Genomic DNA, 26654 nt, shown 5'->3' on the forward strand with positions numbered 1-26654 from the left:
ATAGAAAACAGGCGGGAGCGGGGTGCTCCGCCCGGAGCCGCCTTTGACGAAAGCGGAGCGCGAGACAGACTGCCCGGCGCGGTAAACCGTGCCGGGCCAAAGGATGCCGCCGTCGGCGGCGCCGTATCAATCAGGAGGAGAAGGAAATGTCGTTTGACGTACTGCAAGACAAGATCCGGGCGATGAAAAACCCCACTGTGGTCGGGTTGGATCCGAAACCGGAGTATGTGCCCCCCCAGATGAGAAAGGAATGCTACGACCAATACGGGGAGACCCTGGAGGGCGCGGCCGAGGCCATCTACCGGTTCAACTGCGGCCTGATGGATGCGCTGTGCGACATCGTGCCGGCGGTGAAACCCCAGGCCGCTTATTATGAGCGGCTGGGCTGGCGGGGGATGGAGGCGCTGGAGCGCACCATCCGCTATGCCCGGGAAAAGGGCTTTTTCGTCATTGCGGATATCAAGCGGGGCGATATCGGTTCCACCGCCCAGGCCTACAGCGACGGCTGGCTGGGAAAGACGAAGGTGGGCTCTGCCGAGCGGACCGCGTTTGACGCCGACTGCGTCACCATCAACGGTTACATGGGGTCTGACGCCATTCAGCCTTTTATCGAGACCTGCAAGGCGGAGGACAAGTGCCTTTTTGTACTGGTAAAGACCTCCAATCCCAGCTCCGGCGAGCTCCAGGACATGGTGGCGGGGGACCGGGTAGTCTATAAGGTCATGGGCGATCTGACCGAGCGCCTTGGCCGGGGCACTGCGGGCAGACATGGCTTCCACCTCACCGGAGCAGTGGTGGGAGCAACCTATCCCTCCGACCTGCGCGAACTGCGCCGCCGCCTGGAGCACACGTTTTTCCTGGTGCCCGGCTACGGCGCCCAGGGCGGCACCGCGGAGGATGTGCAGTATGCGTTCAACAAGTACGGCCACGGCGCCATCGTCAATTCCTCCCGCGGCATCATGTGCGCCTGGCAGAAAACAGGCCGGGTCGGCTCCGATTATCAGCAGGCCGCCCGGGACGCCGCCGTCGCCATGCGGGACGATATCAAACAGTTCGTAACCATCGTGTAGCGCTGCGGCGGGAATTGGCCGGCGGCCCGGGCGCGGTGCAGAATCGGGATCTCCTGCGGGCCGCAGCCGCCCCGGGATGCGCCGTCCCGCACGGAAAACGAGCAACGAGAGGGAGAAAAGCCTATGCCCATTGAGCAGATTTGTACCATTGTCAGCGCAGAAAAACTGAATGAATTTGCCTGGTCCTTTACCCTGGAGGCGGGGGACCTGGTGAAGCGGGAAGGCCTGCGGGCCGGACAATTCCTCCATGTCAAATGCGGGGCGGAGCATTTGCTCCGCCGCCCCATCTCGGTGTGCCTGGCCCAGGCGGACGAGCCGGTGGATCTGGTGCGCATCGTCTTTGAGGTGCGGGGCGAGGGCACCGCATGGCTCTCCCGCCGAAAAGCGGGAGACCGGCTGAGTGTGCTGGCTCCGCTGGGCAACGGCTTTGAATGCGGCGAAAAGGACCGCCTGCTGCTGGTGGGCGGCGGCATCGGCGTGCCGCCGCTGCTGGGACAGGCCGCCTATACCTGGGGGCGTTCCGTTGCCGTGCTGGGCTTTCGCTGCGCGGAGCGGGCGATGCTGGTGGAGGACTTCCGGGAAAAATGCACTCAGGTCGTTTTGTGCAGCGACGACGGAAGTCTGGGGCATCACGGCTTTGTGGACGAGCAGGTGCGGCGGATCCTCGCAAAGGATCAGACGGTTGCGTCTGTCCTGGCCTGTGGACCCAAGCCCATGCTGCGCGCGGTGGCGGCGGCGGCGGCGGAATACGGGGTGCGCTGCCAGGTCTCCCTGGAAGAGCGCATGGCCTGCGGGATCGGGGCCTGCCTGGGCTGCGCGGTCCGGATGGCGGATGGGACCATGAAGCATGTATGCAAGGACGGTCCGGTGTTCGAAGCGGAGGAGGTGGATTGGAATGTCTAACCCGGTGGAGCTGTCCGTCGATCTGGCGGGCGTGCATCTCAAAAACCCCGTGGTGGTGGCCTCCGGCACCTTCGGCTTCGGCAAGGAGTACGGCGCCTTTTACGATCTGTCCGAGCTGGGCGGCATCTGCTGCAAGGGACTCACTCCGGCCCGCCGGGAGGGGAATCCGCCCCCCCGCATTGCGGAGACCCCCATGGGTATTCTCAATTCCGTCGGGCTCCAGAATCCCGGCGTAGACGCCTTTATCGCGCAGGAACTGCCGGAGCTGAAGCGCCACGACCTGGCCATTATCGCAAATATCTCCGGCAATACCCCGGAAGACTACGGTGTTATGTGCGAAAAACTCTCGGCGGCAGGGGTGGATATGATCGAGGTGAACATCTCCTGCCCCAACGTAAAGGCGGGCGGCCTGGCCTATGGCACCCGGCCTGAACTGGCCGCGGAGGTCACTGCGATCGCCAAAAAGCACGCATCCGTTCCGGTGATGGTCAAGCTTTCGCCCAACGTCACGGATATTACCGAGATTGCCCGGGCGGTGGAGGGCGCGGGGGCGGACGCGCTGAGCCTCATCAACACCCTGCGGGGCATGCGCATTGATGTGCATACCCGCCGCCCCATTTTAAAAATGAATACCGGCGGCCTGTCGGGACCTGCCGTGCTGCCTGTGGCGGTGCGGATGGTTTGGGAGGTGGCGGGCGCCGTCAAGATCCCGATTTTGGGGATGGGCGGCGTTTCCAGGGGAGCGGATGCGGCCCAGCTGATGCTGGCGGGCGCTGCTGCCGTGGCGGTGGGCACCGCCTGCTTCGACGATCCCTTCGCCCCGCTCAGGGTGCGGGACGAGCTGGCCGCCCTTGCTGCGGGACAGGGGCTTGACAGGGTGTCCGAGCTCACCGGCGGCGTCCGCCCCTGGTAAGGAGAGCCGGATGGAAGGACAGGGCGTCACCTTTACCGTCTCCTGCGCGCTGGAGGAGTGCGCGGAGCGGATCTGCCGCGCCGTTGTGGACGGCAGCGTTACCGGCGAATGCATCGACCGCTACCGGGCCGGCGGCCCCGACGGACGCAGCTGCCTGGCGCTGGTCTTTGAAAAGCACTATTACCGGGCGGGAAACCGCCTGACGTTGACCGCCCTGCTGGACGACCTGAGCGGAGTGACCCGGGTCCATCTGGTAGGCGGCGGCGGGGGAGAGGGGCTGTTTCGGTTCGACTGGGGCGCGGCGGAGGATTTTGCCGCCGTGGCCGCCGAAGCCCTGCGCCCCTACCGGCTGTGACCGGGCAGTGTCCCGGAGCGGCGGAAAGGAAGCGATGGCATGGCGGTCGTTAAGACCCTCTATCCTGCCGGAACGGCGGAGGAATGCGCGCGCCGCATAACCGAAACGATGCTCGGCAAGGGCTTCAGCCAGGGGCGGGAGGCGGACCGCTATACGGTGGAGACCGCAAGCGGCACAATCCTGGTGCTGGTATTTGAAAAGTACTTCCTGTGGCAGCGGGGAAATTTGACCCTGACGGCGGTACTGGACACTGCGGAAGGCGGCGCGGTCCGGGCGCATCTGATCATTGCAGGCGCCAATGAGGGGACCGGCGCGGAGAAAAAGCTGTTGGAATGGCTGGAAAAGGCCCTTCCGGCCGGCTGACGGATACCAAACAAGAGAGTGTGTAATCATTTATGACCCGATTTTATATCATCCGCCATGCAGAGGCGGAAGGAAACCTGTACCGGCGTGTCCACGGCTGGTATGACAGCCTGATCACCGACAACGGTTACCGGCAGATCGCCGCTCTGGCCGGACGCTTCCAGGACGTCCCCATCGACGCGGTGTATTCCAGCGATCTCTTTCGTACCCGTACCACTGCCGGAGCCATTTGGAAGCCCCGGGCTCTGGCGCTACATACCCGCAGCGACCTGCGCGAGATCGGCGTGGGCGCCTGGGAGGACCGGACTTGGGGGGATCTGGAGCGGCACGACGCACAGGAACTGCTCCGCTTCAACCATAGCGCCCCGGAGTTCCGGGTGGAGGGGGCGGAGACCTTCGATCAGGTGCAAACGCGCATGAAACGTGCGCTGCTGGACCTGGCGCGGCTGCATCCGGAACAGACGGTGGCGGTCTTTTCCCATGGCACGGCTATCCGGTGTCTTCAGGGGGCCCTTCGCGGGCTGGGACCGGGGGAAATGGATGCGCTGGGCCACAGCGACAACACCGCCGTCACCTGCTTGGAGGTGGAGGACGGACAAGCCCGTATTCTCTTTGAAAACGACAATTCCCACCTGCCGGAGGAAATCTCCACGCTGGCCCGGCAAAAGTGGTGGAAGGAGCAGGGCGGCCGGGCGGCTGACGCCAATTTGTGGTTTCGCCCGCTGGACATGCAGAACGAGGCGGCGTGGTACCGTGCCGCCCGGCAGGACGCGTGGCTGGATATCCACGGTTCCCGGATTCCCTTTGACGGGGAGGGCTTTGTGAACGACGCCCTGCGCTGCTGGCGGCAGGACCCGGCGCAGGCGGTCGTGTGCGCGATGCGGGGCGATGAGACCGTCGGGGTGCTCCAGCTGGACCTGGAACGGCATGCCGGACAGGATGTAGGTTATATCCCGTTTGTCTACATGACGCCTCAGCACCGCAAACAGGGGCTGGGCGTACAGCTGATTGGTCAGGCGGTGTCCGTATACCGGCCTCTGGGCCGGCGGTATCTGCGTCTGCGCTGTGCGCCGGATAACGCCGTCGCCCAGCGGTTCTATCGGAAATACGGTTTTATCAAAGTGGGCGAGGACAAGGGCGCCCGTATCACTTTAGATCTATTGGAGAAATATATTGGATACGAACCGAATCAAGCGTGACCGCTTTCTGCCGGTCAGCCGGGAGGATCTGGCGGAGCGCGGCTGGGATGAATACGATTTTCTGGTGATCACCGGGGATGCCTATGTGGATCACCCTACCTTTGGCCCGGCCATCATCTCCCGTCTGCTGGAGTCTGAGGGCTACCGGGTAGCCATCCTGGCACAGCCGGACTGGCGAAAGGAATCTGCCTTTACACAGCTGGGGCGACCACGCTTTGGGGTGTTCCTTTCCAGCGGGAATATCGACTCGATGGTCGCCCACTACACCGTGGCGAAAAAACGCCGTCACGACGACGCCTATTCCCCGGGAAACCGGACGGGCCTGCGGCCCGACCGGGCGGCCATCGTCTATGCCAATAAGGCGCGGGAGGCCTTTGGAGACCTTCCGTTGATCGTAGGCGGGCTGGAGGCCAGCCTGCGCCGTTTTGCGCACTATGATTATTGGGAGGACAAGGTGCGCCGCGCCATTCTCTTCGACAGTCAGGCGGACCTGCTGGTCTACGGTATGGGAGAGACCGCCACAAAGGAGATCGCCGCCCGGCTGGCCTCAGGCACTCCGGTGGAAGAGATCACAGATGTAAAGGGAACTGCCTTTATTGCAAAAAGCCCGGGGGCGTGTGTCTATCCCAAGGTGGAGTGCCCTTCTTTTGAACAGGTGAGCGGCGACAAGCGCGCCTATGCGCAGGCCAACCAGATTCAGTATGAGGAGCACGATCCGATCCGGGGCCGCGCCATCCTCCAGCGCCACGGAGCGCGCCTGCTGGTGGTCAACCCGCCCGCCATGCCGCTGACCACGGCGGAGCTGGACTTTGTGGCGGAGCTGCCCTACGTGCGGGAGCCCCACCCCATGTATGACGCGATGGGCGGCGTGCCCGCCATCGAGGAGGTACGCTTTTCGGTGGCCCACAACCGCGGGTGCTTCGGGGCGTGCAACTTCTGCTCCCTGGCCTTCCATCAGGGGCGGATCATTTCCGCCCGCAGCCATGCCAGCGTGCTGCGGGAAGTGGAGGCGCTGACGAAGCACCCCGGCTTCAAGGGCTATATCCACGACGTGGGCGGCCCAACCGCCAATTTCCGACATCCGGCCTGCGCCAAGCAGCGCAAGGCGGGGGTGTGTAAGAACCGTGCCTGTCTGGCCCCCACGCCCTGTCCCAATCTGGACGCCGACCACACCGACTATCTGACGCTGCTGCGCCAGGTGCGGGCCGTTCCGGGGGTGAAGAAGGTCTTCATCCGTTCGGGGATCCGGTTTGATTATCTGCTCCAGGACAAGAGCGGAGAATTTTTTGCTGAACTGGTCCAGCATCATGTCTCCGGCCAGCTGAAAGTGGCGCCCGAGCACTGTGTGGACGGGGTGCTGGACTATATGGGCAAGCCCCACATCGCTGTTTATGAGCGCTTCAAGCAAAAATACGACCGTCTGAACCAGCGATACGGCAAGCAGCAGTATCTGGTGCCCTACCTGATGTCTTCCCACCCCGGATGCACGATGGACGACGCGGTGCGTCTGGCGGAATGGCTCAACCGCACCGGACGCCAGCCGGAGCAGGTGCAGGATTTTTACCCCACGCCGGGAACGCTGTCCACCTGTATGTATTATACCGGTATCGATCCCCGCACCATGAAGCCGGTCTATGTGCCGAAGGACCCCCACGAAAAGGCCATGCAGCGAGCGCTGATGCAGTGGAAGCGCCCGGAAAAGCGCGCTTTGGTGCGGGAGGCGCTGCACGCCGCCCACCGGGAGGACCTGATCGGCTATGGCAAGGGGTGTCTGCTGCGCCCCTCCGCTCCGGCCAAGGCGGGCGGGAAACCCGCCGGACATGAGCAAGGCCGCCGCATCCAAGACCAGGGAAGGCCGGATCCAAAGTCGCCGGCAGAAGAGAAGCCCCGCCGGCGCCCCGCCAAAAAGGCGGGTTGGGCGGCGGCAAAGCCCAAGAAAAATGCCAGGCCCAAAGCAAAGCGATAAAAAGCCGCCCCGCCGCAGCTTTGAACTGCGGCGGGGTCTTTTTATGCTTCGCTCCCAACGATGCGGGGCAGCCGCGGGCCCAGACGGGAGAGAAGCTCATTGGTGATGGTGCCCGCCGCCTCAGCTGCTGCTTCGGCGGTGAGCACGGCGTCGCCATCCCGGCCGATGAGCGTGGCGGTATCTCCAGGGCGGACATCGGGGATCTCCGTCACATCCGCCAGAAGCTGATCCATACAGATCAGACCCGCAATCGGGGCCGGCTGGCCGTGGAGCAGTACCCGGCCTCTGCCGCAGGAAAGGGCGCGGGGCCAGCCGTCGGCATAACCGATTGTGATCAGGGCCAGCCGGGTCGGGCGGGATGCGGTGAACGCCCCGTCGTATCCGGCGTGCTCGCCCGGCTCCAAAGTGTGGATCTGGGCTACCCGGGCCCGGAGCGCAAGGACCGGGCGCAGGTCGGGGCAGATGCGGGGATGATCCTGGGGAGCGCTGAGCAGGCCATACAGCGCGATGCCGGTGCGTACCCAGCCGCAGCCCTCCAGGGGGCCGTAGTTGAGCAGACCATAGCTGCTTTGTATATGGAGCGCTCCGATGGGCAGACCGGCGCCGCTCAGGGTTTCCACCGCGTGCCAGAAGCGGCGTATCTGCGCCTGGGTGCAGGCTTGATCGGAGGGAGAACAGGTCTCACTGGCGGCCAGATGGGTAAACAGCCCCTTTACCTGCAAATGGGAGCAGGCGTAGAGTTCGCGCAGAGAAGCCGCGTCATCCCACCCGGTACCGAGGCGGTGCATCCCGGTGTCTATCTTGATATGGACCCGCAGGCGCTTCCCGCAGCGGTCCAGGAGCCGGGCGTGTTCCGGACTCACCACCGTCTGGGTCAGGCGATAGCGTCGCAGCAGCGGGACCGCCCCGGCTCCGGACCAGCCCAGCACCAGAATGTCTCCCCGGACGCCGCCCCGGCGTAGACGGGCTCCTTCTGCGGCGGTGGCCACGGCGAAGGACCGGATGCCGGCCTTTTGACAGATGCGGGCGCATTCCAGGTCGCCGTGTCCGTAGGCGTTGGCCTTCAGCACCGCCGTGAGTGCGCATCCCTCCGGCAGCAGGCCGGACAGGACGTTGACATTGTGCCGCAGGGCGGCGGCGTCCAACTCGATCCAGGCCCGGCCCCGTTCCGGCTCCGGGCGCTTTCGGGGGACCAACGCAAAGGGAGCCGCCAGCAGACCGGAAAGAAAGACCACCGCCAGATAGTGGAGCAGGCGGTTTTCAATGAGCAGCGCGCTCAGGCCAAGCGCCTTGGCCCCGCCGCGGACGAGCAGAATGCAGAGCGGATGGAGCAGATACACCGCGGCAGACCAACGGCGCAGTTGGGGACGGGCCGGCAGATCCAGACCGCGCAGCCAGCAGAGCAGAAAGAAAATACAAAGCGGCAGCGAGAGGTAGAGTGCGTCAAAGCGCGCAAGGTGAAATTGCTTTACAAGAAGCCCTTCGGCCAGCAGAAGCCCCAGAGAGAGCAGCAGCCCGGCGGCATACCGGCCATCAGCGCGCCGGTTTCCCCTCCCGGCAAGACAACCGCCCAACAGTAGAAATAGGGGCGCGAAGAACAGGCCGTTGCGGGTATAGTCAAAGCACTGGAACAGAGCTTCATAAAATGCCTTCAACGGTGGTATCGCATTTGTAAAGGCATAATAGCTGTCACCGAGCAGGCCCAGGACGTAAAGGACAGCACAGACTGCCGCGGCGGTGGCCAAACGAAGCCGCCGGACCAGCAGGCAGACGATGCATCCGCCCAGCAGCACGGCGGGAAAGTACCACAAGTGATAAAAAAGACCGTTGAAACAGGCGTCGCGCAGCAGCTCCAAAGGAAGCCCGGGTTGAGAAAAATAACCGCTGTAGAGGTTGATGGGAGCGTACAGCAAAGCGGAGAGGCCGTAGAGGAGAAGGCCCTTTTTTAAAAAGGGGAGCAGGGCGCTCACGCCCCGAGCCCGCAGCTCCGGCACGAGGAAATATCCGCTGACGGCGAAGAAAAAGGGAACGGCCAGCCGGGCCAGAATATCACAGAGCAGGTAGTTGACGTCGCGGCTCCAGGAGAGCAGCGGCCCTGTGTGTATGGCCACCACCAGCAGCGCCGCGACGGGCCGGAAGCGATCCAGTCCGCCCAATCGGCATTGCTTCATCCTGCGTCCCTCCACAAAGTGAACACCATGCCGCCGGTATTGGTGTCCGAACACTGGCAGGGCATGCCGGAGGAAAGCAGCGCTTCCAGAGCGTCCAGATGTCCGTCCGGTGCGTAACATACCTCGAACGAGCGGCCTGCGGCCCGATAACGCAGAGGAGCGCCCTCTGCCGGAAACGTCCGCAGCCATGCCAGATATTCTTCCAGCACCAGATTCCGCTCCGTCATGATCCGGGCATGGGGCCAGCCCACATAGCGGAAATGCCAGGGCTCCCAGCCGATCCCGGTGATCGCTTCCTTTCCCTTTGGGTAACGGAGCACGAAGCCGTAATCCGCCGCCTTTTCCCGCAAAGCACGGCAGGGGCCCGAGTCGGGGAAGCAGGGGCATATGAAATCCAGATCAGGCACATTCTCGCCCAGATCTACGGCCAGACCGGTCTGGTGTTCACTGCACCCCGGCGCGGCCACATAGGTCCGTGTGAACCGGAGCCCCCGTTCCCGTACCGTATCGTCCCAGATCTGCCGCTGCTCCCGCTGGGTGCGGTAACCGCTCACCGGAATCACGCTTCCCTTTGCCCCGGCGGCCTGCAGCAGTTCATCCAACATGACCTTGGCGCGGCGGTGAAGCAGAATGTCCGGATGACTGCGGTCCACCGCCGTCAGTTCTTCGGCCTCCGGCGCCCGGAGAAGCGGGTGCTCCCGGTTGACCAGCAGAAGTGTCCCGGCGGCAGGCCACGGAGGAGCAGATTTCATGCGCCCACCGCCAATTCGATCGCACGGTCCAGAAGCGCCCCGAATTCCAGGCCGATGCCGTGCATCATGTTGGGGTAACGGCTGTGACTGGTGAAGCCGGGGATGGTATTGACTTCATTGAATACCACACGGCCCTCCGGCGTTAAAAACAGGTCCACGCGGGCAAACCCCGAGCAGTTCAGAGCCCAGTAGACCTTACAGGCCGCCGCCTTGACGGACTCCGCCGTTTCCCGGGAAATCCGGGCAGGCATATGGATCTGAGCGGTCATCAGGTTGTATTTTTCCGTGTAGTCAAAAAATCCCTGCGTCAGCTCGATTTCGTCCACTTCGCCTACGGTCAGCCCCAGATTGCCCAACACAGCGCAGCCCACCTCAAAGCCGGGCACCGCTTCCTCTAAAAGGATCTTGCTGTCATGCTCCAGCGCGGCGGTCACCGCCGCGTCCAGCGCGTCGGGGCGCTCCACCCGGCTGACGCCGAAGGAGGAGCCCGCCCGGGCAGGCTTGACGAACAGCGGATAGCCCAGTCGTGCAGCCTGGGACGGCAGCATGGCTCGATCCTCGCCGGCGCGGAACACCACCGAACGCGGCACAGCCACGCCGGACTGGCCGGCCAGGCGATGGGCCAGGTCTTTATCCATACAGACCGCGCTGGCACATGTTCCGCATCCGACTATCGGGATTCCGGCAAGCTCCAGCAGGCCCTGTACGGTTCCGTCCTCGCCGTTTTTTCCATGGAGCACCGGAAAGGCCGCATCCAGGCGGACGGCGGTTATTCCGGCGGGGGCGATCACCAGCAGACCATGCAGGCCGCGGTCCGGAGAGATGACAGCCGGGATGGTGCGGCGTGTGTCTTGGTGCCAGGTATCGTCCAGCAGAGCTTCCAACGGGCCGGTATACAGCAGCCATCGGCCCTCCCGGGTGATCCCCAGCAGCACCGGTTCATATTTTTCCGGGTCCAAGTGGGCGAGCACCGCGTGAGCGGATTGAAGCGAAACGGAGTATTCGCTGGAGCAGCCGCCGAACAGAACGGCCAACTTTCGTCGGGACATAACCATACCTCCCTGTTTTGTTTGTCCAAAGCATAACAAAAAAGGGACCTGGAGATATGAAAACAAGCCGTCCAAAGACTTAAGAAATCAGAACGCGATTCTTAAAAAAGACAAACATCCCGCAGCATAGGCTCCTATGCTGCGGGCGCGACCGCTTTTTCGCCGCTTCAAACAAACTGCGGCATGGAAAACCCATGCCGCAGTCTGTCCTTTGGTCAGTGCAAGGCGTCTTTTACTCCGGTGCCGATGTCACGGGCGGCATTGCCGACTCCATTGACGATATCACCGGCGGCATTGCCGACTCCGCCGACGATATCGCCGGCCGCATTGCCGATATCACGGCCGGTTCCGGTACGCGGAGTGGGGCGGATGGTGGTGCCGGCGACGCCTCCGGTCCCTGTGGTGCCGGGGGTGCCGGTGGCGTGCGCGTCATTGGTCGACTCATTGCCAATGATGCCGTCGTTATCATTAACGGCGCCATCATTGGTCCCTGGGGTCGTGACCGGACTCGTACTGGGCGTAGCGGTAGCGGCCGGTGTCGTGGGGGTCGGGGTCACATTGGGCGCCTTGTCCCGGGTACAGCCGGCCGTAGTGAGCGTCAGAGCCAGCCCCAGGAACAGAATTGTCAAAATCCGTTTCATTCCGTATCCTCCTGCTGATTACGCAGTTTTTTAGATGATCTCCATCCGCAGTTTAGTATGCACGGCGCCAGTCGCTTTACGCCCGGTAAAATTTTTGTTTTTTTATAAATTGCGCTTGCAAAAGGTGGGAAGAACTGTTATATTAATAACAGTAATAGTTACTGATCTTGAAAGAGGAGATGAGCAATGAAGGGCAAACGATACTCACGGCAGCGGGAGTTGATTTTTGAGGCATTGAAAGCCAGCCATGAACATCCGACGGCGGAGATGATGTATCAATGGCTCAAGCCGGAGAATCCAAATCTGAGTCTGGGGACGGTCTATCGCAATTTGAATCTGCTGGCAGACGAGGGCGCCATCGTGCGCATGGCGTTTCCGGTGGAGCGGTATGATGCCAATACCATGCCTCATCCCCATTTCAGGTGTTCCGCCTGCGGCGCGGTATATGATTTGGGCCTGCCCTATGACCGGGGACTGGATGAACAGGCGCTTTTGCACAGCGGCCACGACGTGCATGGTCATGAGGTCCTTTTTCTTGGGATCTGTGTCGGCTGCAAGCGGGTGCATTGACTTATTTTCCTCAATTGATCGCGAACCAAAAACAGCGGACCGAACAAAAATATAGTAGAAGGAGTGTCATGAAGTATGGAACTGAAGGGCAGCAAAACGGAAGCCAATCTCTGGAAAGCTTTTGCGGGGGAGAGTATGGCCCGCAATAAGTATGACTATTTTGCCAGCAAGGCCAAGAAAGAGGGCTACGAGCAGATTGCGGCTATTTTTCAGGAGACTGCGGGCAATGAAAAGGAGCACGCCAAACTCTGGTTCAAGGAGCTGGGCGGGATCGGCGATACCCCGGCGAATCTGAAGGCTGCCGCTGCGGGCGAAAAGGAAGAATGGACCCAGATGTACCGGGAGATGGCCGAGACTGCCAAAGAGGAGGGCTTTGAAAAACTTGCCTTCCTGTTCGAAGGCGTCGGAAAGATCGAAAAGGAGCACGAGGAGCGTTACCTGACCCTGCTGAAGAATCTGGAAGAAGGCGTGGTCTTCAAGCGCGGCGACGAGTACATGTGGAAGTGCCGCAACTGCGGTCATATCCACATTGGCAAAGAGGCGCCCGAGGTTTGCCCGGTGTGCGCGCATCCCCGCGCTTATTTTGAGCTGCGGGCCCAAAATTACTGAGAAAGTTCCGCCCGGACCCCGGCGCTGAGGCGCGGGCAGATCTGTGACGCGCCTGCAGGCGCAGGAAAAGACGACGGATCGGGCGGCGATCGCGTGTAAGCGCTCAAGCACGGACCGGCATACATCCCTCTCTGCTGCAAAAGGCCTTCGGCCTGTCTCGAGCGACGGAACGGCATGGCATAACGCCATGCCGTTTTTCCGGCTTTAAACGCATGCGGATCATGTTTTGGCCGCACATTTTTGTCGCATGCTGTAAATTGCTCTTTTCTTTTTATGCATAACTGGTGTATAATATAATTATCTATGTGTATTATTGATTGCCTGGAGGAATCCGAATGACCAGAACTGCCGCCCGAGAGATTGCCGTCCACTTCACGTTTGAATTGGGCTTTACCGGGCAGACTGCCGAAGCGCTGCTGGCGCAGGCTATGAATCGTACCACCTTCGCCTCCATCGGGGAGGAGGAGCCCCTTTACAGCGAGTACCCCAACGAGACCCAGCGCGCCTATATCAGCGCGCTGGTGAAGGGGGTGTATGAACACGCGCCGGAATTGGATGAGTATATCTCCCGCTACGCGATCGGCTGGAATTTTGCGCGGCTCAACCGGGTGGCGGTGGCGATCATGCGGGTCGCCATGTATGAGATCCTGTATATGCAGGACATCCCCAATGCCGCCGCGATCAATGAGGCGGTGGAACTGACCAAGCACTACGAGGAACCGGAGGTGGTCTCCTTCGTAAACGGTATCCTGGGCTCCTTCGTACGCAGCGAGTGCCCGCCGGATCCGGTGGGGCTTCCCACCACGCCCAAGGATGCGCCCTGACATGCGCGCGCTTGGGATCGATACCAGCAACTACACCACTTCCGCCGCTGTTTTTGACGGAACGGCGGGAAGGAACGCCGGACGGCTGCTGGACGTGCGGCCCGGCGAACTGGGGTTGCGTCAGTCCGACGCCCTTTTTCAGCATGTCAAGCATCTGCCCGACCGCTTCGCCGAGCTGGAGGCGGAGGGCTGGCTGGAGGGGATCTCTGTGGTAGGGGCCTCTACCCGCCCCAGGGCGGTGGAGGGCTCCTATATGCCCTGCTTTTTGGCGGGGGAGAACCAAGGGCGCGTACTGGCCGGGGTTTTGCACGTCCCGTTCTGTCCCGTCTCCCACCAGCAGGGTCATATTGCAGCCGCAGCCTGGTCGGCGGGACGGCCGGAGCTGCTGGATGCGCCCCTGCTGGCCTGGCATCTGTCCGGCGGCACGACCGAGCTTTTGTATGTGCATCCACAGGGAACCAACGTCTGCGCGGCGCGCATCGGCGGCACCAGCGATCTCTCCGCCGGACAGCTGATCGACCGTACCGGCCTGCTGCTGGGCCTGGATTTCCCGGCGGGGAAGGCGTTGGATGCCCTGGCGGCGGAGGCTCCGCCCTGCCGCGGCTTTCCCGTCCGGCGCAACGATCTGACCTTTTCCCTTTCCGGAATGGAAAATCAGGTGAAACAGTTGGCGGCGCGGGGGGAGGCGGCGGGCCGGATCGCACGCTTCGTGCTGGAGACGCTGGCGGACGTTGTGCGCCGGTGTACCGATGCCGCGCTGGAGCGGTATCCCGGCCTGCCGGTGCTCTGCTCCGGCGGTGTATCCTCCAACCGTCTGCTGCGCAGCGTGTTGGACGGCGCGGTCTTCGCCCGTCCGGAATATTCTGCCGACAACGCCATGGGCGTGGCCATCCTGGCCCGGCGGAGCCTGGAAGGGGGGCGCGCTTGATGAGCACGGCGCCTGTTTACAGCGTTACCCAGGTCAATCAATATATCAAGGGCCTGCTGGACGGCGACAGCGCCCTGTCCGGCCTTTTCGTACGGGGCGAGATCTCCAATTATAAGGCCTATCCCTCCGGTCACCACTATTTTTCCCTGAAGGATGGGGAGGGGGCCATCCGCTGCGTCATGTTCCGGCGCGAAGCCATGTCGCTGCGCTTTCGCCCGGAAAACGGCAAAAAGGTGGTTGCCTTCGGCCGGGTCACCGTGTTTCCCAGGGACGGCCAGTATCAGCTTTATTGCAGCGCCCTCTCCCCGGATGGGATGGGCGATCTGCATGCGGCCTTCGAACAGCTCAAGGAAAAGCTTTATCAGGAGGGGCTGTTTGACCAGGCTCATAAAAAAAAGATTCCCCGGTTTCCGGAGCGTATCGCCCTCATCACCTCCTCCGCCGGTGCGGCGGTGCGGGATATGATCCGCATCCTGGGCGCCCGCTGGCCCATGGCGGAGGTGCTGGTACTGCCGGTGCGGGTGCAGGGGGCGGAGGCCCCTGGGGAACTTTGCGCCGCCATTGCCTGGGCCAACCGCCATCAGGCGGCGGATTTAATCATTACCGGCCGGGGCGGCGGCTCCATGGAGGATCTGTGGGCCTTCAACGACGAGAACGTGGCCCGCGCCATCTACGCCTCCCGTATTCCCGTGATCTCCGCCGTGGGCCATGAGCCGGACGTGACCATTTCCGACTTTGTGGCCGACTTGCGGGCGGCTACCCCCTCCAACGCGGCCGAGCTGGCCGTCCCCGACCAGAACGAGCAGTATGCCGCGCTGGATCAGCTGTCCCGGCGGCTGGGCCGCGCCGTGTCCCGGCGGCTGGATGGGGCGCGCTTCCTGCTGGAGCGGGCCCGGCGCTGCCGTACGCTTCAGGACCCCATGAGTTATGTGAATGACCGGCGCGTCCTGTTGGATTATCAGCGGGAAAAGCTGGCCCATGGGCTGCGGGGCACGCTGGGCCGGGAACGGGAACGCTTTGCGCGGCGGGCGGCCACACTGGACGCCATCAGTCCGCTGAAGGTCCTGGGCCGGGGCTATGCGATCCCCAGGAACGAAGACGGGCATGTCGTCCGCTCCATCCGGGAAGCACATCCCGGCGACAAGCTGGAACTGCGCATGGCGGACGGCAGCATCGATTGCAAGGTTCTGTAGGGGCGGGCGTTTCCCGCGCCGCTGGGAAAGGGAGAGATCATATGGCAGAGAAAAAGCTGAATTTTGAGCAGGCCATGGCCCGCCTGGAGGAAATTGTGACCAGGCTGGAACAGGGGGACGCCCCGCTGGAAGAGGCCCTCACGCTGTTTGAGGAGGGAACCGCTCTGATGAAGAAATGCTCCGGCATGCTGGACAAGGCGGAGCAGAAGGTCAGCAAGCTGCTGGCCGGGCCTGACGGCGGCCCGGTCAAGCAGCCCTTTGACGGGGAGGGACGGGAATGACCCATCAGCAGCGGCTGGACGGACACCGGGCACAGATCGAAACCTGGCTGAACGAGTGCTTTCAGGAGCGGGAACCAAGGGGCGATCTGTACGACGCGATGTATTACAGCCTTTTGGCGGGGGGCAAACGGATCCGGCCTGTGCTGGTGCTGGAGACCTGCCGGATGTGCGGCGGCGACCCGGCGGCCGCGCTGCCTTTTGCGGGCGCCGTCGAGATGATCCACACCTACTCTCTGATCCATGACGATCTGCCCTGCATGGACGATGACGATCTGCGCCGGGGCCGTCCCACCAACCATAAGGTATACGGCGAGGCCACGGCGGTGCTGGCGGGCGACGGCTTGCTCACGGCTGCTTTTGAGACCATGCTGGAGCTGCCGCCGGAGCTGCCGCCGGAGCGTGCGCTCGCGGCGGCAGGCCTACTGGCCCGTGCGGCCGGCGGCAGAGGCATGGTGGGCGGGCAGGTGCTGGATATGGCGGGGGAGGGACACTCGCTCAGCCTGGCCGAGGTAGAAGAACTGCAGCGGCTCAAGACCGGCGCGCTCATTGCCGCGGCGGCGGAAATGGGCTGTATCGTGGCCGGCGGCACACAGGAGCAGCGTCAGGCCGTGCGGCATTATGCGGAGCGTCTGGGTCTGGCCTTCCAGGTCCGGGACGATATTCTGGATGTAGTGGGAGACGAGGCTACCCTCGGAAAGCCCATCGGTTCCGACGCCAGAAGTGAAAAAACGACGTTTGTGACCCTCAAGGGCCTGGATGCCTGCCGGACGCTGGTAAAGCGCCTGACCGGCGAGGCGATAGAGGCTCTTGCCCCCTTCGGCGGCGAGGGCGGCGCCCTGTGCTGGCTGGCGGAACAGCTGGCCGGACGGGAGAAATGAGGGAAGGGGCAGTCGGATGTTAAAAAACGCAGTGGACTTTTTAACCGGCAATCTGATTTTGAATCTGGCGATTTTGGCCTGGGCGCTGGCGCAGGTGATCAAGTTTGTGATTACTCTGATCACCAAGCATAAGCTTGATTTTCGCAATATCCTCTCCAGCGGCGGCATGCCCAGCTCCCATTCCGCCTTTGTATGCGCCTGCGCTTCAGCGATGGGCGCTATGTATGGCTGGACGTCTCCCACCTTTACGCTGGCGGCGGTGGTGGCCATCGTGGTCATGTACGATGCGGCCAACGTACGCAAGGCGGCGGGGGAACAGGCCAAAATTCTCAATTATATTATGGAACACTGGACGGAGATGAAGCCCGCCCTCTTTGGCAAGGAGCTTAAGGAGCTGCTCGGCCATACCCCGTTCCAGGTGCTCATGGGCGGCCTGCTGGGGATCGGCGTGGGGCTGCTGGGCGCCTGGTGGTTTGCATGAAACAGGCCAAGGAAGGCCTGGAGGTGATACCATTCTTAGCTTGGATACATTGACAAACGACCTCAGCGGCCTGAACGACAGCGAAGCGGCGCAGGTCTGCGCCCTGCTGCGGGCGCGGCTGATCGATACGGTCTCCCGTACCGGCGGACACCTTGCCTCCAGTCTGGGGGCGGTGGAACTCATCGTGGCCATTCACCGGGTATTCGATACCGGGCGGGACCGGCTGGTCTTTGATGTGGGACATCAGTGCTATGCGCACAAGATTCTGACCGGACGCAACGACGCGATGGAAACGCTGCGCACCTTTGGCGGGATCGCCGGGTTTCCCAAACCGGCGGAAAGCGTCTGCGACGCTTTTGTAGCGGGGCATGCCTCCAACTCCGTATCCGTGGCGGTTGGAATGGCAAGGGCAAGGACCTTACAGAAGCAGGACTATCATGTTTTGGCGTTGATTGGGGACGGAGCGCTGTCCGGCGGCCTGGCTTACGAGGGATTGTCTGACGCAGGCGACAGCGGCGAGCCGCTGATCGTCATACTCAACGACAACGGCATGTCAATCACCAAAAGCGTGGGCGGTGTGGCAGACCACCTGGCACGCCAGCGCCTCAAGCCCCAATATCTGCAATTCAAAAAGGGCTATCGCAAGGTCATGAGCGTGCTGCCGTTGGGCGGACACATTTATAATGTGACACACAAAATCAAAACAGCGGTCAAAGAGACGCTGCTTCCGTGCAGCCTCTTTGAAGATATGGGCTTTACCTATCTGGGTCCGGTGGATGGTCATGACGTGAAGGGATTGACCCGGCTGCTGGGCTACGCCAAGGAATTAAAAAGCCCTGTTCTGCTCCACGTCAGAACTGTAAAGGGAAAGGGCTATCCACCAGCGGAGCGCAATCCGGACCGCTTTCACGGCGTGGGCCGGTTCTGCGTGGGGAACGGGGAGCCGGTACAGCCGCCGAAGCCGAACTTTTCCGCAGTGTTTGGGCAGACCATGTGCGCACTGGCCCAGCAGGATGAACGGTTGGTCGCCATTACTGCGGCCATGCAGGGAGGTACCGGTCTGGACGAATTTGCCCGGCGCTTTCCCCAGCGCTTTTTCGATGTGAGCATAGCGGAGGGCCATGCCGTAACGATGGCGGCCGGTATGGCAAAGCAGGGGATACGTCCGGTCTTTGCCGTATATTCCTCCTTTTTGCAGCGCGCCTATGACATGCTGATCCACGACGTGGCCCTCCAGCAGCTCCACGTGGTGCTGGCGGTGGACCGGGCCGGTCTGGTGGGGGAAGACGGAGAGACCCATCACGGGGTATTCGATCCGGCCTTTCTGGACACGGTGCCCGGCATGACCGTTTTGTGCCCCAGCAGCTTTGCGGAACTGCGCTCCATGCTCTCCTATGCCGTCTATCAGGTCAATGGCCCTGTAGCGGTGCGCTATCCGCGCGGCGGGGAAGGGACGTATACCGCCGATTCTGCGCCCGCGCCCGCGTGCATCCTGCGGCGGGGGAGCGACATCACATTGGCCGGCTACGGGAGCATGATCGATCCGCTGCTGGACTGTGCCCGGCGGCTGGAGCGCTATGGCGTTCAGGCTGAAGTCGTAAAGTTAAATTGCATTACACCCATAGCGTCGGATATTCTGTTGGAATCTCTGCGCAGGACCGGACGGCTTCTGGCAGCGGAGGACAGCGCTCCCTCCAACAGCGTGGGGAACCGGCTGGCCGCCGCCGCCGCACGTGCCGGTATTCCGCTCAAAGGACTGGCTCTGGCGGATACCGGGCCGGGGTTTGTGACGCATGGGACCGTACAGCAGCTGCGGCATTATTGCGGCCTGGACGGGGAGAGTCTGTGCAGAAAGGCGTTGGAGGTCTGCGGACATGGCAACGGTTAAAAAGCGGCTGGATCTGCTGCTGGTGGAACGGGGACTGGCGGAAAGCCGCCAGCGGGCCCAGGCGGTGATCATGAGCGGTCAGGTCTATGTGAAGGACCGGAAGGTAGAGAAGGCAGGCGCCCCGGTCGAAGAAAACGCGCCGATCGAGGTGCGTGGACAGACCCTTCCCTATGTGAGCCGCGGCGGGCTCAAGCTGGAAAAGGCGCTGAAGGTATTTACCGGCATTGATTTGACAGGAGCCCATGCGATTGACGCAGGCGCTTCCACCGGCGGTTTTACCGACTGTATGCTTCAGAACGGTGCGGAGAAGGTGTACGCTGTGGACGTGGGCTACGGTCAGTTGGCGTGGAGCCTGCGCAGCGACCCAAGGGTCGTGTGTATGGAACGGACCAATGTACGCTACCTCACGGCGGAACAGATTTCAGAGTCCCTGGACTTTGGCACCGTGGACGTGTCCTTCATCTCTCTGCGCCTGATCCTGCCCGCCCTGCGCGGCATCCTGAAAGAGGATGGGCAAGTGGTATGCCTTGTCAAGCCGCAGTTTGAAGCGGGCCGTGAGAAGGTGGGAAAAAAGGGGGTGGTTCGGGACCCGGCAGTCCACCTGGAGGTGCTGGAGCAATTCCTGCGCAACGCGGCGGAAGCGGACTTTTCTGTAAAGGAAATAAGCTTTTCGCCCATCCGCGGGCCGGAGGGAAATATCGAATATCTGGGACATCTGACCGCCGGAGCCGGAACGCCGTGGAACGGAGACCTGAAGGCCTTGGTGGAAGCCTCTCACGACGCGCTGGAGGGAGAGAGAGCATGAAAGTGGTACTCAGCCCCAACCCCTACCGGGATCGTGGGATCAAGGCGGCCCAATCCGCCGAGCGCATTTTGAAAAACGCCGGGGTGGAGACCGCCATGTGTCTGCCGTTTCAAGTGGAGGGCACCAATGTGGAGCTGCCCAGACACATCCGCTTTCTGGACACCCAGCAGGAATTGAAGGACGCGGACATGCTCATCTGCTTTGGCGGGGATGGAACCATCCTCCACGCGGCCAAGGACGCCAATGCCTGCGGCGTGCCCATCCTGGGGGTCAATTTGGGCAGTGTGGGCTTTATGGCGGAACTGGAGCAGAGCGAGCTTTCCCATCTCTCCAAAATTGCTGCCGGCCGGTATACCGTGGAGTCCCGCATGATGCTGGATGTGACGGTCCGCCGGGAAGGTAAAAGCGTTTACACCGATATTGCGCTCAACGACGCGGCTCTGACCAAGGGCGCGGTGGCCCGCATGGTGGATCTTGAGGTCTGCGCCGACCAGATGCGGATCTTCAGCTTTTCCTCCGACGGCGTCATCGTCAGCACGCCGACCGGCTCCACCGCCTATTCCATGTCGGCCGGCGGCCCCATCGTCGAACCGACGGCGGAAAATATCATTATTACTCCGATCTGCCCCCACGCGCTGTCCGCCCGTTCCTTTGTGCTGGGAAAGGAGCGGACGGTCTCCGTCAAAATGGGACGTGCCGCCCGGAAGACGACCTATCTCTCCGTGGATGGCGGAAAGGCGTTCAAACTCAACGGCGGGGATGTGGTGGAATTGAAGATGTCCGCCTCCAAAACCCATCTGGTTCGGCTGACGAACCGGTCCTTTTATGATATTTTGAACCAAAAGTTGGGAGGAGCGTAACCATGAAGTCAAAACGGCAGCAGGAGATCTTACGTATCATTGAGGAGCGGGATGTGGAGACCCAGGATCAATTGCTCTCGGAGCTGAAGGCGCGTGGGGTCCAATCCACCCAGGCCACGATTTCCCGGGACATCAAGGAACTGCATCTGGTCAAGGAATTGACGGGGTACGGCACGTACAAATACGCCGTATCGGAGCGCAAGACCTCCCTGAACTTTGCCGGGAGGCTGCGCACGATTTTTAAGGAGGGGGTCATTTCCTTCGATCTGGCGCAGAATATCGTGGTATTGAAAACCATGCCCGGCCTGGCCTCCGCCGCCTGCTCCGCCATCGACGGGATGGAGATCCAGAATCTGGTCGGCAGCCTGGCCGGAGACGACACCGCTATTCTGATCCTGCGCACCAATGAGGATGCGGCGGAATTCTGCAACGAAATCCATAAGATGCTGAAATAAGCCCGGAGAGGGACGCTGCCACGCCCGGCGCCGGATCCGGGGCGGCGGAACGTCTGTAAGACTGGTGGTGAGACGATGCTTTCTTTGCTCCATATCGAAAATATTGCGGTGATCGAATCGGCGGATATCCAGTTTGACCGGGGCTTCAACGCGCTGACCGGCGAGACCGGCGCGGGCAAGTCCATCGTGGTGGACGCCATCGGAGCGGTCATGGGCGAGCGTACCAGCCGCGACCTGATCCGCACCGGGGCCAGGTCTGCGTTGGTGAACGCGGTGTTTCAGGGCTTGCCGGAACTGCCTTGGTTTCGGGAAAACGGCATGGGGCCGGATGAGGACGGAACGCTTCTGCTTCAGCGTGAGATCCAAAGCGACGGGAAGAATGTCTGTCGTCTGAACGGTCGGCTGATCACGGTATCCCAGCTTCGGGCGCTGGGACGGCAGCTGTTGAACATCCATGGCCAGCACGACGGGCAGCAGCTTTTGGATGAGAGCTGCCACCTGGGCTACCTGGACCGCTTCGGCGGTACCCAGGCGCTTTGCGCGGCCTATCAGGCGGCCTTTGACCGGTTCCAGGCCATACGGCATGAAATGGCCGCGCTGGAGATGGACGAGGCGGAAAAGGCCCGGCGGATCGACAGCCTGAGTTTTCAGATCAGCGAGCTGGAGCGGGCCGGTCTGAAACCGGGCGAGGATGAGGCGCTGAGCGAACGGCGTGTGCTGCTGCGCAATGCGGGCCGGCTCATCGAGGCGGTGGAGATCGCCCACGCGGCTCTGTCCGGCAGCGACGAACTGGAGGGCGCCGCGGCTCTGATCGCACAGGCGGAGGGGGCGCTGCGCGCCGCCGGGCGCATGAGCGCTCCAGTGGCCGAATTGGCTCAGCGGCTGTCGGGGCTGCGCTCCGACGCCGACGATCTGGCCGAGCAGGTCCGAGAGCTGCGTTGCGGCTTTGAGTTCGAGCCTGGTGAATTGGATGAGATCGAGGGCAGGCTGGACGTGATCTACCGTTTGAAAAAGAAATACGGCGACACGGTGGAGGAGATGCTGGCCTATCTGGACCGCTGCCGGAAGGAGCTGGATGAGATCCAGTTTTCCAGCGACACGCTGGCGCGGCTGGAGAAGAAACGGGACAAGGCGCTGGAAGAGACGCGGGAGAGCGCCAAACGGCTCTCCGATGCGCGGCGTCAGGCGGGCGAAACGCTCCAGAAGCGCATCCAGTCCGAGCTGGCCCAGCTGGACATGCCCAAGGTGCGTTTTCAGGCGGAATTCCGGGAGAAGGGCGGAGAGTACGGTCTGGATGAGACGGGGATGGATGAGGTGCAGTTCCTCCTGTCCGCCAACGTGGGAGAGGATCTGAAGCCGATCCAGAAGATCGCCTCCGGCGGCGAGCTGGCCCGCATCATGCTGGCCCTGAAAAACGTGCTGGCGGAAAACGACGACGTGGGCACCCTGGTCTTTGATGAGGTGGACACCGGCGTGTCCGGCCGTGCGGCCCAGAAGGTGGCGGAAAAACTGGCCGATGTGGCCGGGCGCAAGCAGGTGCTCTGCGTGACCCATTTGCCCCAGCTGGCGGCGATGGCGGATGTACATTTTTCAGTGGAAAAAGGAGAGCGCAAGGGGCGGACCTTTACGCAGGTGGAGGTTTTGGACCGGGAGCGACGCAAGGCGGAGCTGGCCCGGCTGACCGCCGGAGCGCAGATCACCCCCGCGGCGCTGGAGAGCGCGGGGGAACTGCTGGACGCGGCGCAGCGCTATAAAAAAGAAAGTCGTTGACAAACAAAACGGGTTATACTATAATGCAAGGCAATATCAAACTGCGATGACAGGGAAGAGTACCAGGAAGGCGCCTGCCCAGAGAACCCCCGAAATGGTGCGAGGGGGAGAGGGGCCGCCTGGGAATACGCCTTGGAGCAGCCGCCGGAACGGTTTTGACCTAGTAGGGCTGTGTCGGGTGCGCCCGTTACCGCGCCTGGGGTGTGACTGCACCCGATGAGGCCGTTGTCTGCGAGGAGACGGCGAACCAGAGGTGGTACCGCGTCTTTACGCCCTCTGTCCGAACGGACAGGGGGCGTTTTTTGATCGGAAAGGGTGTGGACTTGGGTGAAACGGGAGATCTGCCTGCGCTGCGGCGGAGCGATGGGCTGGGTCGGACAGGAAACGCTGCAAAAAGGGAAAGCCAGCTGGCTGTTCGGCAATTTGGACCATCTCTTGTCCGGCGCGTTGACCGTAGACCTCTATTGTTGCAGTTCGTGCAGGAGGCTGGAATTTTACGCCGTGGAATTACCCGGGGATGCGGGCAGCGGTATCGCGCAGGTCCCTTGTCCCGCCTGCGGACAGTCCCACGACCTGGACGACCCGAAGCGTCCCCACTGCGGAAGGAGGCTGCTGGAATGAAAAGGACGCTGTGCATACGACCGCTCTGCCGGGCGGATTACGGACGCTGCAAAGAGCTGATGGCCCAGGTCCATGCGCTCCATGTCCAGAATCGGCCCGATCTGTTCCGGGCGGCATCCCCGGAGACGCTTGCGGCATCCTATCGGGACGAGTTGGCGGAAGGGGAGCGGTTGTCTGCGGTAGCAGAGCGGGATGGGGTTCCGGTGGGGGTCTGTCTGGTCAGCGTCAAGACGCAGGCGAAAGGGCAGACGATCCTGGCGGGGCGGAGCATCGCCTGTGTGGAAGCCTTGTGTGTGGCGCAGTCCTGTCGGGGACAGGGGATCGGGACATCGCTGATGCGCTGGGTAGCGGAGCGGGCGGCGGCGCTTGGGCTGGACAGCGTGGAGTTATCGGTCTACGCCTTCAACAATTCCGCCCGGTCGCTGTATGAGGGACTGGGGTTTCAGGTGAAGACCTATCACATGGAATATTTGCGGAACATCAAACGAGAGGAACGAAATGAACATGACTTGTTATGAAGAACTCAAGGCCCGGGGGCTGATTGCCCAAGTCACCAATGAGGAAGAGATCTCTAAAATGATCAATGCGGGCAAGGCGGTATTCTATATCGGCTTCGATCCCACTGCGGATTCCCTTCACGTAGGCCACTTCATGGCCCTGTGCCTGATGAAGCGGCTGCAGATGGCGGGCAACCGGCCCATCGCCCTGATCGGCGGCGGTACCGGAATGATTGGAGACCCCTCCGGCCGAAGCGATATGCGCACCATGATGACGCCCGAGACCATCCAGCACAACTGCGATTGCTTCAAAAAGCAGATGGAGCGCTTTATCGAATTCGGCGAGGGGAAGGCCAGGATGCTCAACAATGCGGATTGGCTGCTGAAGCTGAACTACGTGGAATTGCTGCGGGAGGTGGGCGCCTGCTTCTCCGTCAACAACATGCTGCGGGCCGAGTGCTACAAGCAGCGCATGGAAAAGGGCCTGAGCTTTCTGGAATTCAACTATATGATCATGCAGTCCTACGACTTTTACCACATGTTCCAGCACTACGGATGCAATATGCAGTTCGGCGGAGACGATCAGTGGTCCAACATGCTGGGCGGTACCGAGCTGATCCGCCGCAAGCTGGGGAAGGACGCCCACGCCATGACCATCACGCTGCTGCTCAATTCCGAGGGCAAGAAGATGGGCAAGACCCAGTCCGGGGCCGTATGGCTGGACCCCAATAAGACCGCTCCGTATGAGTTCTATCAATACTGGCGCAACGTCGGCGATGCCGATGTGCTCAAGTGTTTGCGCATGCTCACCTTCCTGCCGCTGGAGCAGATCGACGAGATGGATCATTGGGAGGGGGCCCAGCTCAACACTGCCAAAGAGATCCTGGCCTTTGAGCTGACCAAACTGGTCCATGGGGAGGAGGAGGCCGGGAAGGCCCAGCAGGCTGCCCGCGCCCTCTTTGCCCAGGGCGGAGATAAGTCCAATGTGCCCGCCACCGGACTCGCCTCCGACGACTTGACCGACGGAAAAATCGCGCTGCTGGATTTGATGGTCAAGTGCGGCCTGACGCCCTCCCGCTCGGAAGCCCGCCGCCTGGTGCAGCAGGGCGGCGTGGAGGTGGACGGCGTCAAGATCACCGATATTGCAGCCGCGCTCACGGAGCAGCAGCTCTCCGGCGAGGGCGTGATGCTCAAAAAGGGCAAGAAGGTATTCCACCGGGTAAGCCTGATTTGAAAAACAGACGGTAAAACAGAACAGCGGCGGGGTCTGTTTCTTGTATCAGGATGGGTCCCGCCGCTGTTTTTTCGAAAAAAACAAAAGAACCTTAAAAAATAGTTTATCGGTCCGACCGTTGGGTATGGTAAGATTAAGGCATTACCGCATCATTCAGCGCGTGTGGATTGGCGCAAAAATTTGTGCCGCCAAAAGGCGCAAAACCGCAGGAATACTTTGTGTATTGCAAGGTTTTGCAACGCATTTGTGGGACAAATTGGCCGCCAAGACGCGCGTGGGGAATTGTGCGGTGATGCCTTAAGAAAAGAACGGAAAGAAGCGCGGATTTCATGACCATATTCCAATCAGACTGCGGCAGGACCGTTTCCGGTTGCGCAATACCGGCGGCCGTGCTATGATACGGAATAAGGGGAAACCGTTCTGCGGCTGATTCGTGCGGCCCTGCCGCAGCAAGACGCACGGCCGGATCGACCGTACTGTGATCCATAACCGTAGCAACCGAAGGGGGACAGGATGCGTGCCGGATAAGGAAAACAAGGACAAACGAAAATGGTATATTTTGGATGGGAGATCCATTTCACTGCTGCTGGTCCTGCTGATTGCGATTTTGTTCTATGTGGCGCTGACCCATTTCGACGTGATCCAGACCCGGCTGAGCCTGTTTATGGGGGTGGTATCGCCTTTCATCGCCGGGTTTGCCATTGCCTATCTGCTCAATACGCCCATGTGCTTTTTTGAACGGAAGGTTTACCGCAAATTAAGGTTTAAGCGCGGATTATCCATCCTGACCGTCTATCTGCTGGCCCTGGCCCTGGTGGTGATTCTGCTGCAGATGATTTTGCCGCAGGTGGTCCAGAGCATCATGGATCTGGCCACGAACATGCAGTACTACCTGAACGGACTGGAACGTTTGGTCCAGCAGGTGACGGAGCAGTTCCAGCTGGAAGGGGCCGGGATCGAGGAAAGCCTGGAATTTATCAAAAACTTGACCAGCAAGCTGACGGAAACAGTGGCCAGCTCCCTGCCGCAGCTGCTGGATTTCGGGATGGCGGTGGGCAGCGGCATCATCTCCGGCATCACTGCGGTCATTTCCTCCATCTATATGCTGGCTGGAAAGGGGCGGCTGGTGCCTCAGCTGAAAAAAATGCTCTATGCTGTCGTTCCAAAGCGGAGGGCCGACAAATTTCTGCAGATCTGCAGCCACGCCAACAAGGTGTTCGTGGGTTTCATCAACGGCAAGCTGATCGACTCCGCCATTATCGGCGTATTGTGCTTCCTCCTGTGCCTGATCCTGCGTATCCCGTACCCCATGCTGATCAGCGTTGTGATCGGGGTGACCAACATCATTCCCTTTTTTGGCCCCATCCTGGGTGCGATC

At 61.7% G+C, this 26654-nt stretch carries 29 protein-coding genes; 24 read left to right on the forward strand and 5 right to left on the reverse strand.

Annotation, left to right across the window (positions count from 1 at the left end):
• The first annotated feature begins 146 nt into the window (after positions 1 to 146).
• The 7 genes from pyrF to MR825_RS05505 all read left to right on the forward strand — a co-directional run bounded on the left by pyrF (position 147) and on the right by MR825_RS05505 (position 6769).
• Positions 147 to 1070 carry an orotidine-5'-phosphate decarboxylase gene (gene pyrF / locus MR825_RS05475; protein ID WP_287879356.1) on the forward strand — a complete coding sequence of 308 codons (924 nt, stop codon included), beginning with the start codon at positions 147 to 149 and terminating at the stop codon, positions 1068 to 1070.
• Between the two features lie 123 nt (positions 1071 to 1193).
• Positions 1194 to 1973: a dihydroorotate dehydrogenase electron transfer subunit gene (locus tag MR825_RS05480; protein WP_287879358.1), complete on the forward strand. Its 780-nt coding sequence runs from the start codon at positions 1194 to 1196 to the stop codon at positions 1971 to 1973.
• Complete coding sequence (locus MR825_RS05485) at positions 1966 to 2886, forward strand: dihydroorotate dehydrogenase (RefSeq protein ID WP_186906419.1); 921 nt, start codon at positions 1966 to 1968, stop codon at positions 2884 to 2886. The genes MR825_RS05480 and MR825_RS05485 overlap by 8 nt, the downstream gene beginning before the upstream one ends.
• A 10-nt stretch (positions 2887 to 2896) precedes the next feature.
• Positions 2897 to 3241, forward strand: coding sequence for a DUF6054 family protein (locus MR825_RS05490; RefSeq protein ID WP_186906420.1), 345 nt, complete (start codon positions 2897 to 2899; stop codon positions 3239 to 3241).
• Positions 3242 to 3280: 39 nt separating this feature from the next.
• Positions 3281 to 3604, forward strand: a complete 324-nt coding sequence (locus tag MR825_RS05495) for a DUF6054 family protein (protein ID WP_287879359.1) — start codon at positions 3281 to 3283, stop codon at positions 3602 to 3604.
• Positions 3605 to 3636: 32 nt separating this feature from the next.
• Complete coding sequence (locus tag MR825_RS05500) at positions 3637 to 4803, forward strand: bifunctional histidine phosphatase family protein/GNAT family N-acetyltransferase (protein ID WP_287879361.1); 1167 nt, start codon at positions 3637 to 3639, stop codon at positions 4801 to 4803.
• A complete protein-coding gene (locus MR825_RS05505; RefSeq protein ID WP_256175274.1) occupies positions 4778 to 6769 on the forward strand; it encodes a YgiQ family radical SAM protein in 1992 nt (663 codons plus the stop codon). Before MR825_RS05500 ends, MR825_RS05505 begins: the two co-directional genes overlap by 26 nt.
• Positions 6770 to 6810: 41 nt before the next feature.
• Here MR825_RS05505 and vanT read toward each other — a convergent pair whose 3' ends face one another.
• The 4 genes from vanT to MR825_RS05525 form a co-directional block, all read right to left on the reverse strand.
• Positions 6811 to 8940 carry a serine racemase VanT catalytic subunit gene (gene vanT / locus MR825_RS05510; RefSeq protein ID WP_287879362.1) on the reverse strand — a complete coding sequence of 710 codons (2130 nt, stop codon included), beginning with the start codon at positions 8938 to 8940 and terminating at the stop codon, positions 6811 to 6813.
• Positions 8937 to 9692 carry a M15 family metallopeptidase gene (locus tag MR825_RS05515; protein ID WP_287879363.1) on the reverse strand — a complete coding sequence of 252 codons (756 nt, stop codon included), beginning with the start codon at positions 9690 to 9692 and terminating at the stop codon, positions 8937 to 8939. The genes vanT and MR825_RS05515 overlap by 4 nt, the downstream gene beginning before the upstream one ends.
• On the reverse strand, positions 9689 to 10741 hold the full coding sequence (gene vanG / locus MR825_RS05520; RefSeq protein ID WP_287879364.1) for a D-alanine--D-serine ligase VanG: 1053 nt from the start codon (positions 10739 to 10741) through the stop codon (positions 9689 to 9691). Before vanG ends, MR825_RS05515 begins: the two co-directional genes overlap by 4 nt.
• Before the next feature lie 215 nt (positions 10742 to 10956).
• A complete protein-coding gene (locus tag MR825_RS05525) occupies positions 10957 to 11382 on the reverse strand; it encodes a hypothetical protein (protein WP_287879366.1) in 426 nt (141 codons plus the stop codon).
• 186 nt (positions 11383 to 11568) lie between these two features.
• On the opposite strand from MR825_RS05525, the gene MR825_RS05530 reads away from it, so the two are divergent.
• The 16 genes from MR825_RS05530 to tyrS all read left to right on the forward strand — a co-directional run bounded on the left by MR825_RS05530 (position 11569) and on the right by tyrS (position 25276).
• Positions 11569 to 11952 carry a Fur family transcriptional regulator gene (locus tag MR825_RS05530; protein WP_287879367.1) on the forward strand — a complete coding sequence of 128 codons (384 nt, stop codon included), beginning with the start codon at positions 11569 to 11571 and terminating at the stop codon, positions 11950 to 11952.
• Positions 11953 to 12027: 75 nt separating this feature from the next.
• On the forward strand, positions 12028 to 12561 hold the full coding sequence (gene rbr, locus MR825_RS05535; RefSeq protein WP_186906428.1) for a rubrerythrin: 534 nt from the start codon (positions 12028 to 12030) through the stop codon (positions 12559 to 12561).
• Between the two features lie 335 nt (positions 12562 to 12896).
• Positions 12897 to 13385, forward strand: coding sequence for a transcription antitermination factor NusB (nusB, locus tag MR825_RS05540; RefSeq protein ID WP_186906429.1), 489 nt, complete (start codon positions 12897 to 12899; stop codon positions 13383 to 13385).
• Between the two features lies 1 nt (position 13386).
• Complete coding sequence (locus MR825_RS05545; RefSeq protein ID WP_186906430.1) at positions 13387 to 14313, forward strand: DNA-binding protein; 927 nt, start codon at positions 13387 to 13389, stop codon at positions 14311 to 14313.
• The gene (gene xseA, locus MR825_RS05550; RefSeq protein WP_256175284.1) at positions 14313 to 15506 is read left to right on the forward strand and encodes an exodeoxyribonuclease VII large subunit; all 1194 of its coding nucleotides are present in this window, start codon (positions 14313 to 14315) and stop codon (positions 15504 to 15506) included. Before MR825_RS05545 ends, xseA begins: the two co-directional genes overlap by 1 nt.
• A 41-nt stretch (positions 15507 to 15547) precedes the next feature.
• The gene (xseB, locus tag MR825_RS05555) at positions 15548 to 15787 is read left to right on the forward strand and encodes an exodeoxyribonuclease VII small subunit (RefSeq protein ID WP_256175286.1); all 240 of its coding nucleotides are present in this window, start codon (positions 15548 to 15550) and stop codon (positions 15785 to 15787) included.
• Positions 15784 to 16665, forward strand: coding sequence for a polyprenyl synthetase family protein (locus MR825_RS05560; RefSeq protein ID WP_186906433.1), 882 nt, complete (start codon positions 15784 to 15786; stop codon positions 16663 to 16665). The genes xseB and MR825_RS05560 overlap by 4 nt, the downstream gene beginning before the upstream one ends.
• Before the next feature lie 16 nt (positions 16666 to 16681).
• Positions 16682 to 17146 (forward strand): divergent PAP2 family protein, encoded by a 465-nt coding sequence (locus MR825_RS05565; protein ID WP_186906434.1) that lies wholly within the window; start codon positions 16682 to 16684, stop codon positions 17144 to 17146.
• A gap of 40 nt (positions 17147 to 17186) precedes the next feature.
• The gene (gene dxs / locus MR825_RS05570) at positions 17187 to 19034 is read left to right on the forward strand and encodes a 1-deoxy-D-xylulose-5-phosphate synthase (RefSeq protein ID WP_186906435.1); all 1848 of its coding nucleotides are present in this window, start codon (positions 17187 to 17189) and stop codon (positions 19032 to 19034) included.
• A complete protein-coding gene (locus tag MR825_RS05575) occupies positions 19021 to 19839 on the forward strand; it encodes a TlyA family RNA methyltransferase (protein ID WP_186906436.1) in 819 nt (272 codons plus the stop codon). Before dxs ends, MR825_RS05575 begins: the two co-directional genes overlap by 14 nt.
• A complete protein-coding gene (locus MR825_RS05580; protein WP_186906437.1) occupies positions 19836 to 20699 on the forward strand; it encodes an NAD(+)/NADH kinase in 864 nt (287 codons plus the stop codon). Before MR825_RS05575 ends, MR825_RS05580 begins: the two co-directional genes overlap by 4 nt.
• A gap of 2 nt (positions 20700 to 20701) precedes the next feature.
• On the forward strand, positions 20702 to 21154 hold the full coding sequence (locus tag MR825_RS05585) for an arginine repressor (RefSeq protein WP_186906438.1): 453 nt from the start codon (positions 20702 to 20704) through the stop codon (positions 21152 to 21154).
• 75 nt (positions 21155 to 21229) lie between these two features.
• On the forward strand, positions 21230 to 22924 hold the full coding sequence (recN, locus tag MR825_RS05590) for a DNA repair protein RecN (protein ID WP_186906439.1): 1695 nt from the start codon (positions 21230 to 21232) through the stop codon (positions 22922 to 22924).
• Positions 22925 to 23251: 327 nt separating this feature from the next.
• Positions 23252 to 23545, forward strand: a complete 294-nt coding sequence (locus tag MR825_RS05595) for a hypothetical protein (RefSeq protein WP_287879372.1) — start codon at positions 23252 to 23254, stop codon at positions 23543 to 23545.
• Positions 23542 to 24063: a GNAT family N-acetyltransferase gene (locus MR825_RS05600; RefSeq protein ID WP_287879375.1), complete on the forward strand. Its 522-nt coding sequence runs from the start codon at positions 23542 to 23544 to the stop codon at positions 24061 to 24063. The genes MR825_RS05595 and MR825_RS05600 overlap by 4 nt, the downstream gene beginning before the upstream one ends.
• Positions 24050 to 25276 (forward strand): tyrosine--tRNA ligase, encoded by a 1227-nt coding sequence (gene tyrS / locus MR825_RS05605; protein WP_186906442.1) that lies wholly within the window; start codon positions 24050 to 24052, stop codon positions 25274 to 25276. Before MR825_RS05600 ends, tyrS begins: the two co-directional genes overlap by 14 nt.
• A gap of 133 nt (positions 25277 to 25409) precedes the next feature.
• On the opposite strand, the gene MR825_RS05610 is transcribed toward tyrS, so the two are convergent.
• Positions 25410 to 25763, reverse strand: coding sequence for a hypothetical protein (locus MR825_RS05610; RefSeq protein WP_287879378.1), 354 nt, complete (start codon positions 25761 to 25763; stop codon positions 25410 to 25412).
• Between the two features lie 30 nt (positions 25764 to 25793).
• Here MR825_RS05610 and MR825_RS05615 point away from each other — a divergent pair.
• On the forward strand, positions 25794 to 26654 hold an 861-nt coding region (locus tag MR825_RS05615; protein ID WP_287879380.1), incomplete at its 3' end, for an AI-2E family transporter.

The sequence above is a fragment of the Lawsonibacter sp. genome (assembly GCF_022777125.1).
In the GTDB taxonomy this organism is placed as follows: domain Bacteria; phylum Bacillota; class Clostridia; order Oscillospirales; family Oscillospiraceae; genus Lawsonibacter_A; species Lawsonibacter_A hominis.

What these genes read in the sequence shown, in the direction of transcription:
- tyrS (WP_186906442.1), top strand. Translation starts at nt 24,050, where the DNA reads ATGACTTGTTATGAAGAACTCAAGGCCCGGGGGCTGATTGCCCAAGTC.
- MR825_RS05600 (WP_287879375.1), top strand. Translation starts at nt 23,542, where the DNA reads ATGAAAAGGACGCTGTGCATACGACCGCTCTGCCGGGCGGATTACGGA.
- MR825_RS05545 (WP_186906430.1), top strand. Translation starts at nt 13,387, where the DNA reads ATGCGCGCGCTTGGGATCGATACCAGCAACTACACCACTTCCGCCGCT.
- MR825_RS05515 (WP_287879363.1), bottom strand. Translation starts at nt 9,692, where the DNA reads ATGAAATCTGCTCCTCCGTGGCCTGCCGCCGGGACACTTCTGCTGGTC.
- MR825_RS05485 (WP_186906419.1), top strand. Translation starts at nt 1,966, where the DNA reads ATGTCTAACCCGGTGGAGCTGTCCGTCGATCTGGCGGGCGTGCATCTC.
- MR825_RS05580 (WP_186906437.1), top strand. Translation starts at nt 19,836, where the DNA reads ATGAAAGTGGTACTCAGCCCCAACCCCTACCGGGATCGTGGGATCAAG.
- MR825_RS05575 (WP_186906436.1), top strand. Translation starts at nt 19,021, where the DNA reads ATGGCAACGGTTAAAAAGCGGCTGGATCTGCTGCTGGTGGAACGGGGA.
- vanT (WP_287879362.1), bottom strand. Translation starts at nt 8,940, where the DNA reads ATGAAGCAATGCCGATTGGGCGGACTGGATCGCTTCCGGCCCGTCGCG.
- xseB (WP_256175286.1), top strand. Translation starts at nt 15,548, where the DNA reads ATGGCAGAGAAAAAGCTGAATTTTGAGCAGGCCATGGCCCGCCTGGAG.
- recN (WP_186906439.1), top strand. Translation starts at nt 21,230, where the DNA reads ATGCTTTCTTTGCTCCATATCGAAAATATTGCGGTGATCGAATCGGCG.
- MR825_RS05565 (WP_186906434.1), top strand. Translation starts at nt 16,682, where the DNA reads ATGTTAAAAAACGCAGTGGACTTTTTAACCGGCAATCTGATTTTGAAT.
- MR825_RS05560 (WP_186906433.1), top strand. Translation starts at nt 15,784, where the DNA reads ATGACCCATCAGCAGCGGCTGGACGGACACCGGGCACAGATCGAAACC.
- nusB (WP_186906429.1), top strand. Translation starts at nt 12,897, where the DNA reads ATGACCAGAACTGCCGCCCGAGAGATTGCCGTCCACTTCACGTTTGAA.
- vanG (WP_287879364.1), bottom strand. Translation starts at nt 10,741, where the DNA reads ATGTCCCGACGAAAGTTGGCCGTTCTGTTCGGCGGCTGCTCCAGCGAA.
- MR825_RS05610 (WP_287879378.1), bottom strand. Translation starts at nt 25,763, where the DNA reads ATGGATCACAGTACGGTCGATCCGGCCGTGCGTCTTGCTGCGGCAGGG.
- MR825_RS05480 (WP_287879358.1), top strand. Translation starts at nt 1,194, where the DNA reads ATGCCCATTGAGCAGATTTGTACCATTGTCAGCGCAGAAAAACTGAAT.
- MR825_RS05530 (WP_287879367.1), top strand. Translation starts at nt 11,569, where the DNA reads ATGAAGGGCAAACGATACTCACGGCAGCGGGAGTTGATTTTTGAGGCA.
- pyrF (WP_287879356.1), top strand. Translation starts at nt 147, where the DNA reads ATGTCGTTTGACGTACTGCAAGACAAGATCCGGGCGATGAAAAACCCC.
- rbr (WP_186906428.1), top strand. Translation starts at nt 12,028, where the DNA reads ATGGAACTGAAGGGCAGCAAAACGGAAGCCAATCTCTGGAAAGCTTTT.
- xseA (WP_256175284.1), top strand. Translation starts at nt 14,313, where the DNA reads ATGAGCACGGCGCCTGTTTACAGCGTTACCCAGGTCAATCAATATATC.
- MR825_RS05500 (WP_287879361.1), top strand. Translation starts at nt 3,637, where the DNA reads ATGACCCGATTTTATATCATCCGCCATGCAGAGGCGGAAGGAAACCTG.
- MR825_RS05495 (WP_287879359.1), top strand. Translation starts at nt 3,281, where the DNA reads ATGGCGGTCGTTAAGACCCTCTATCCTGCCGGAACGGCGGAGGAATGC.
- MR825_RS05525 (WP_287879366.1), bottom strand. Translation starts at nt 11,382, where the DNA reads ATGAAACGGATTTTGACAATTCTGTTCCTGGGGCTGGCTCTGACGCTC.
- MR825_RS05585 (WP_186906438.1), top strand. Translation starts at nt 20,702, where the DNA reads ATGAAGTCAAAACGGCAGCAGGAGATCTTACGTATCATTGAGGAGCGG.
- MR825_RS05490 (WP_186906420.1), top strand. Translation starts at nt 2,897, where the DNA reads ATGGAAGGACAGGGCGTCACCTTTACCGTCTCCTGCGCGCTGGAGGAG.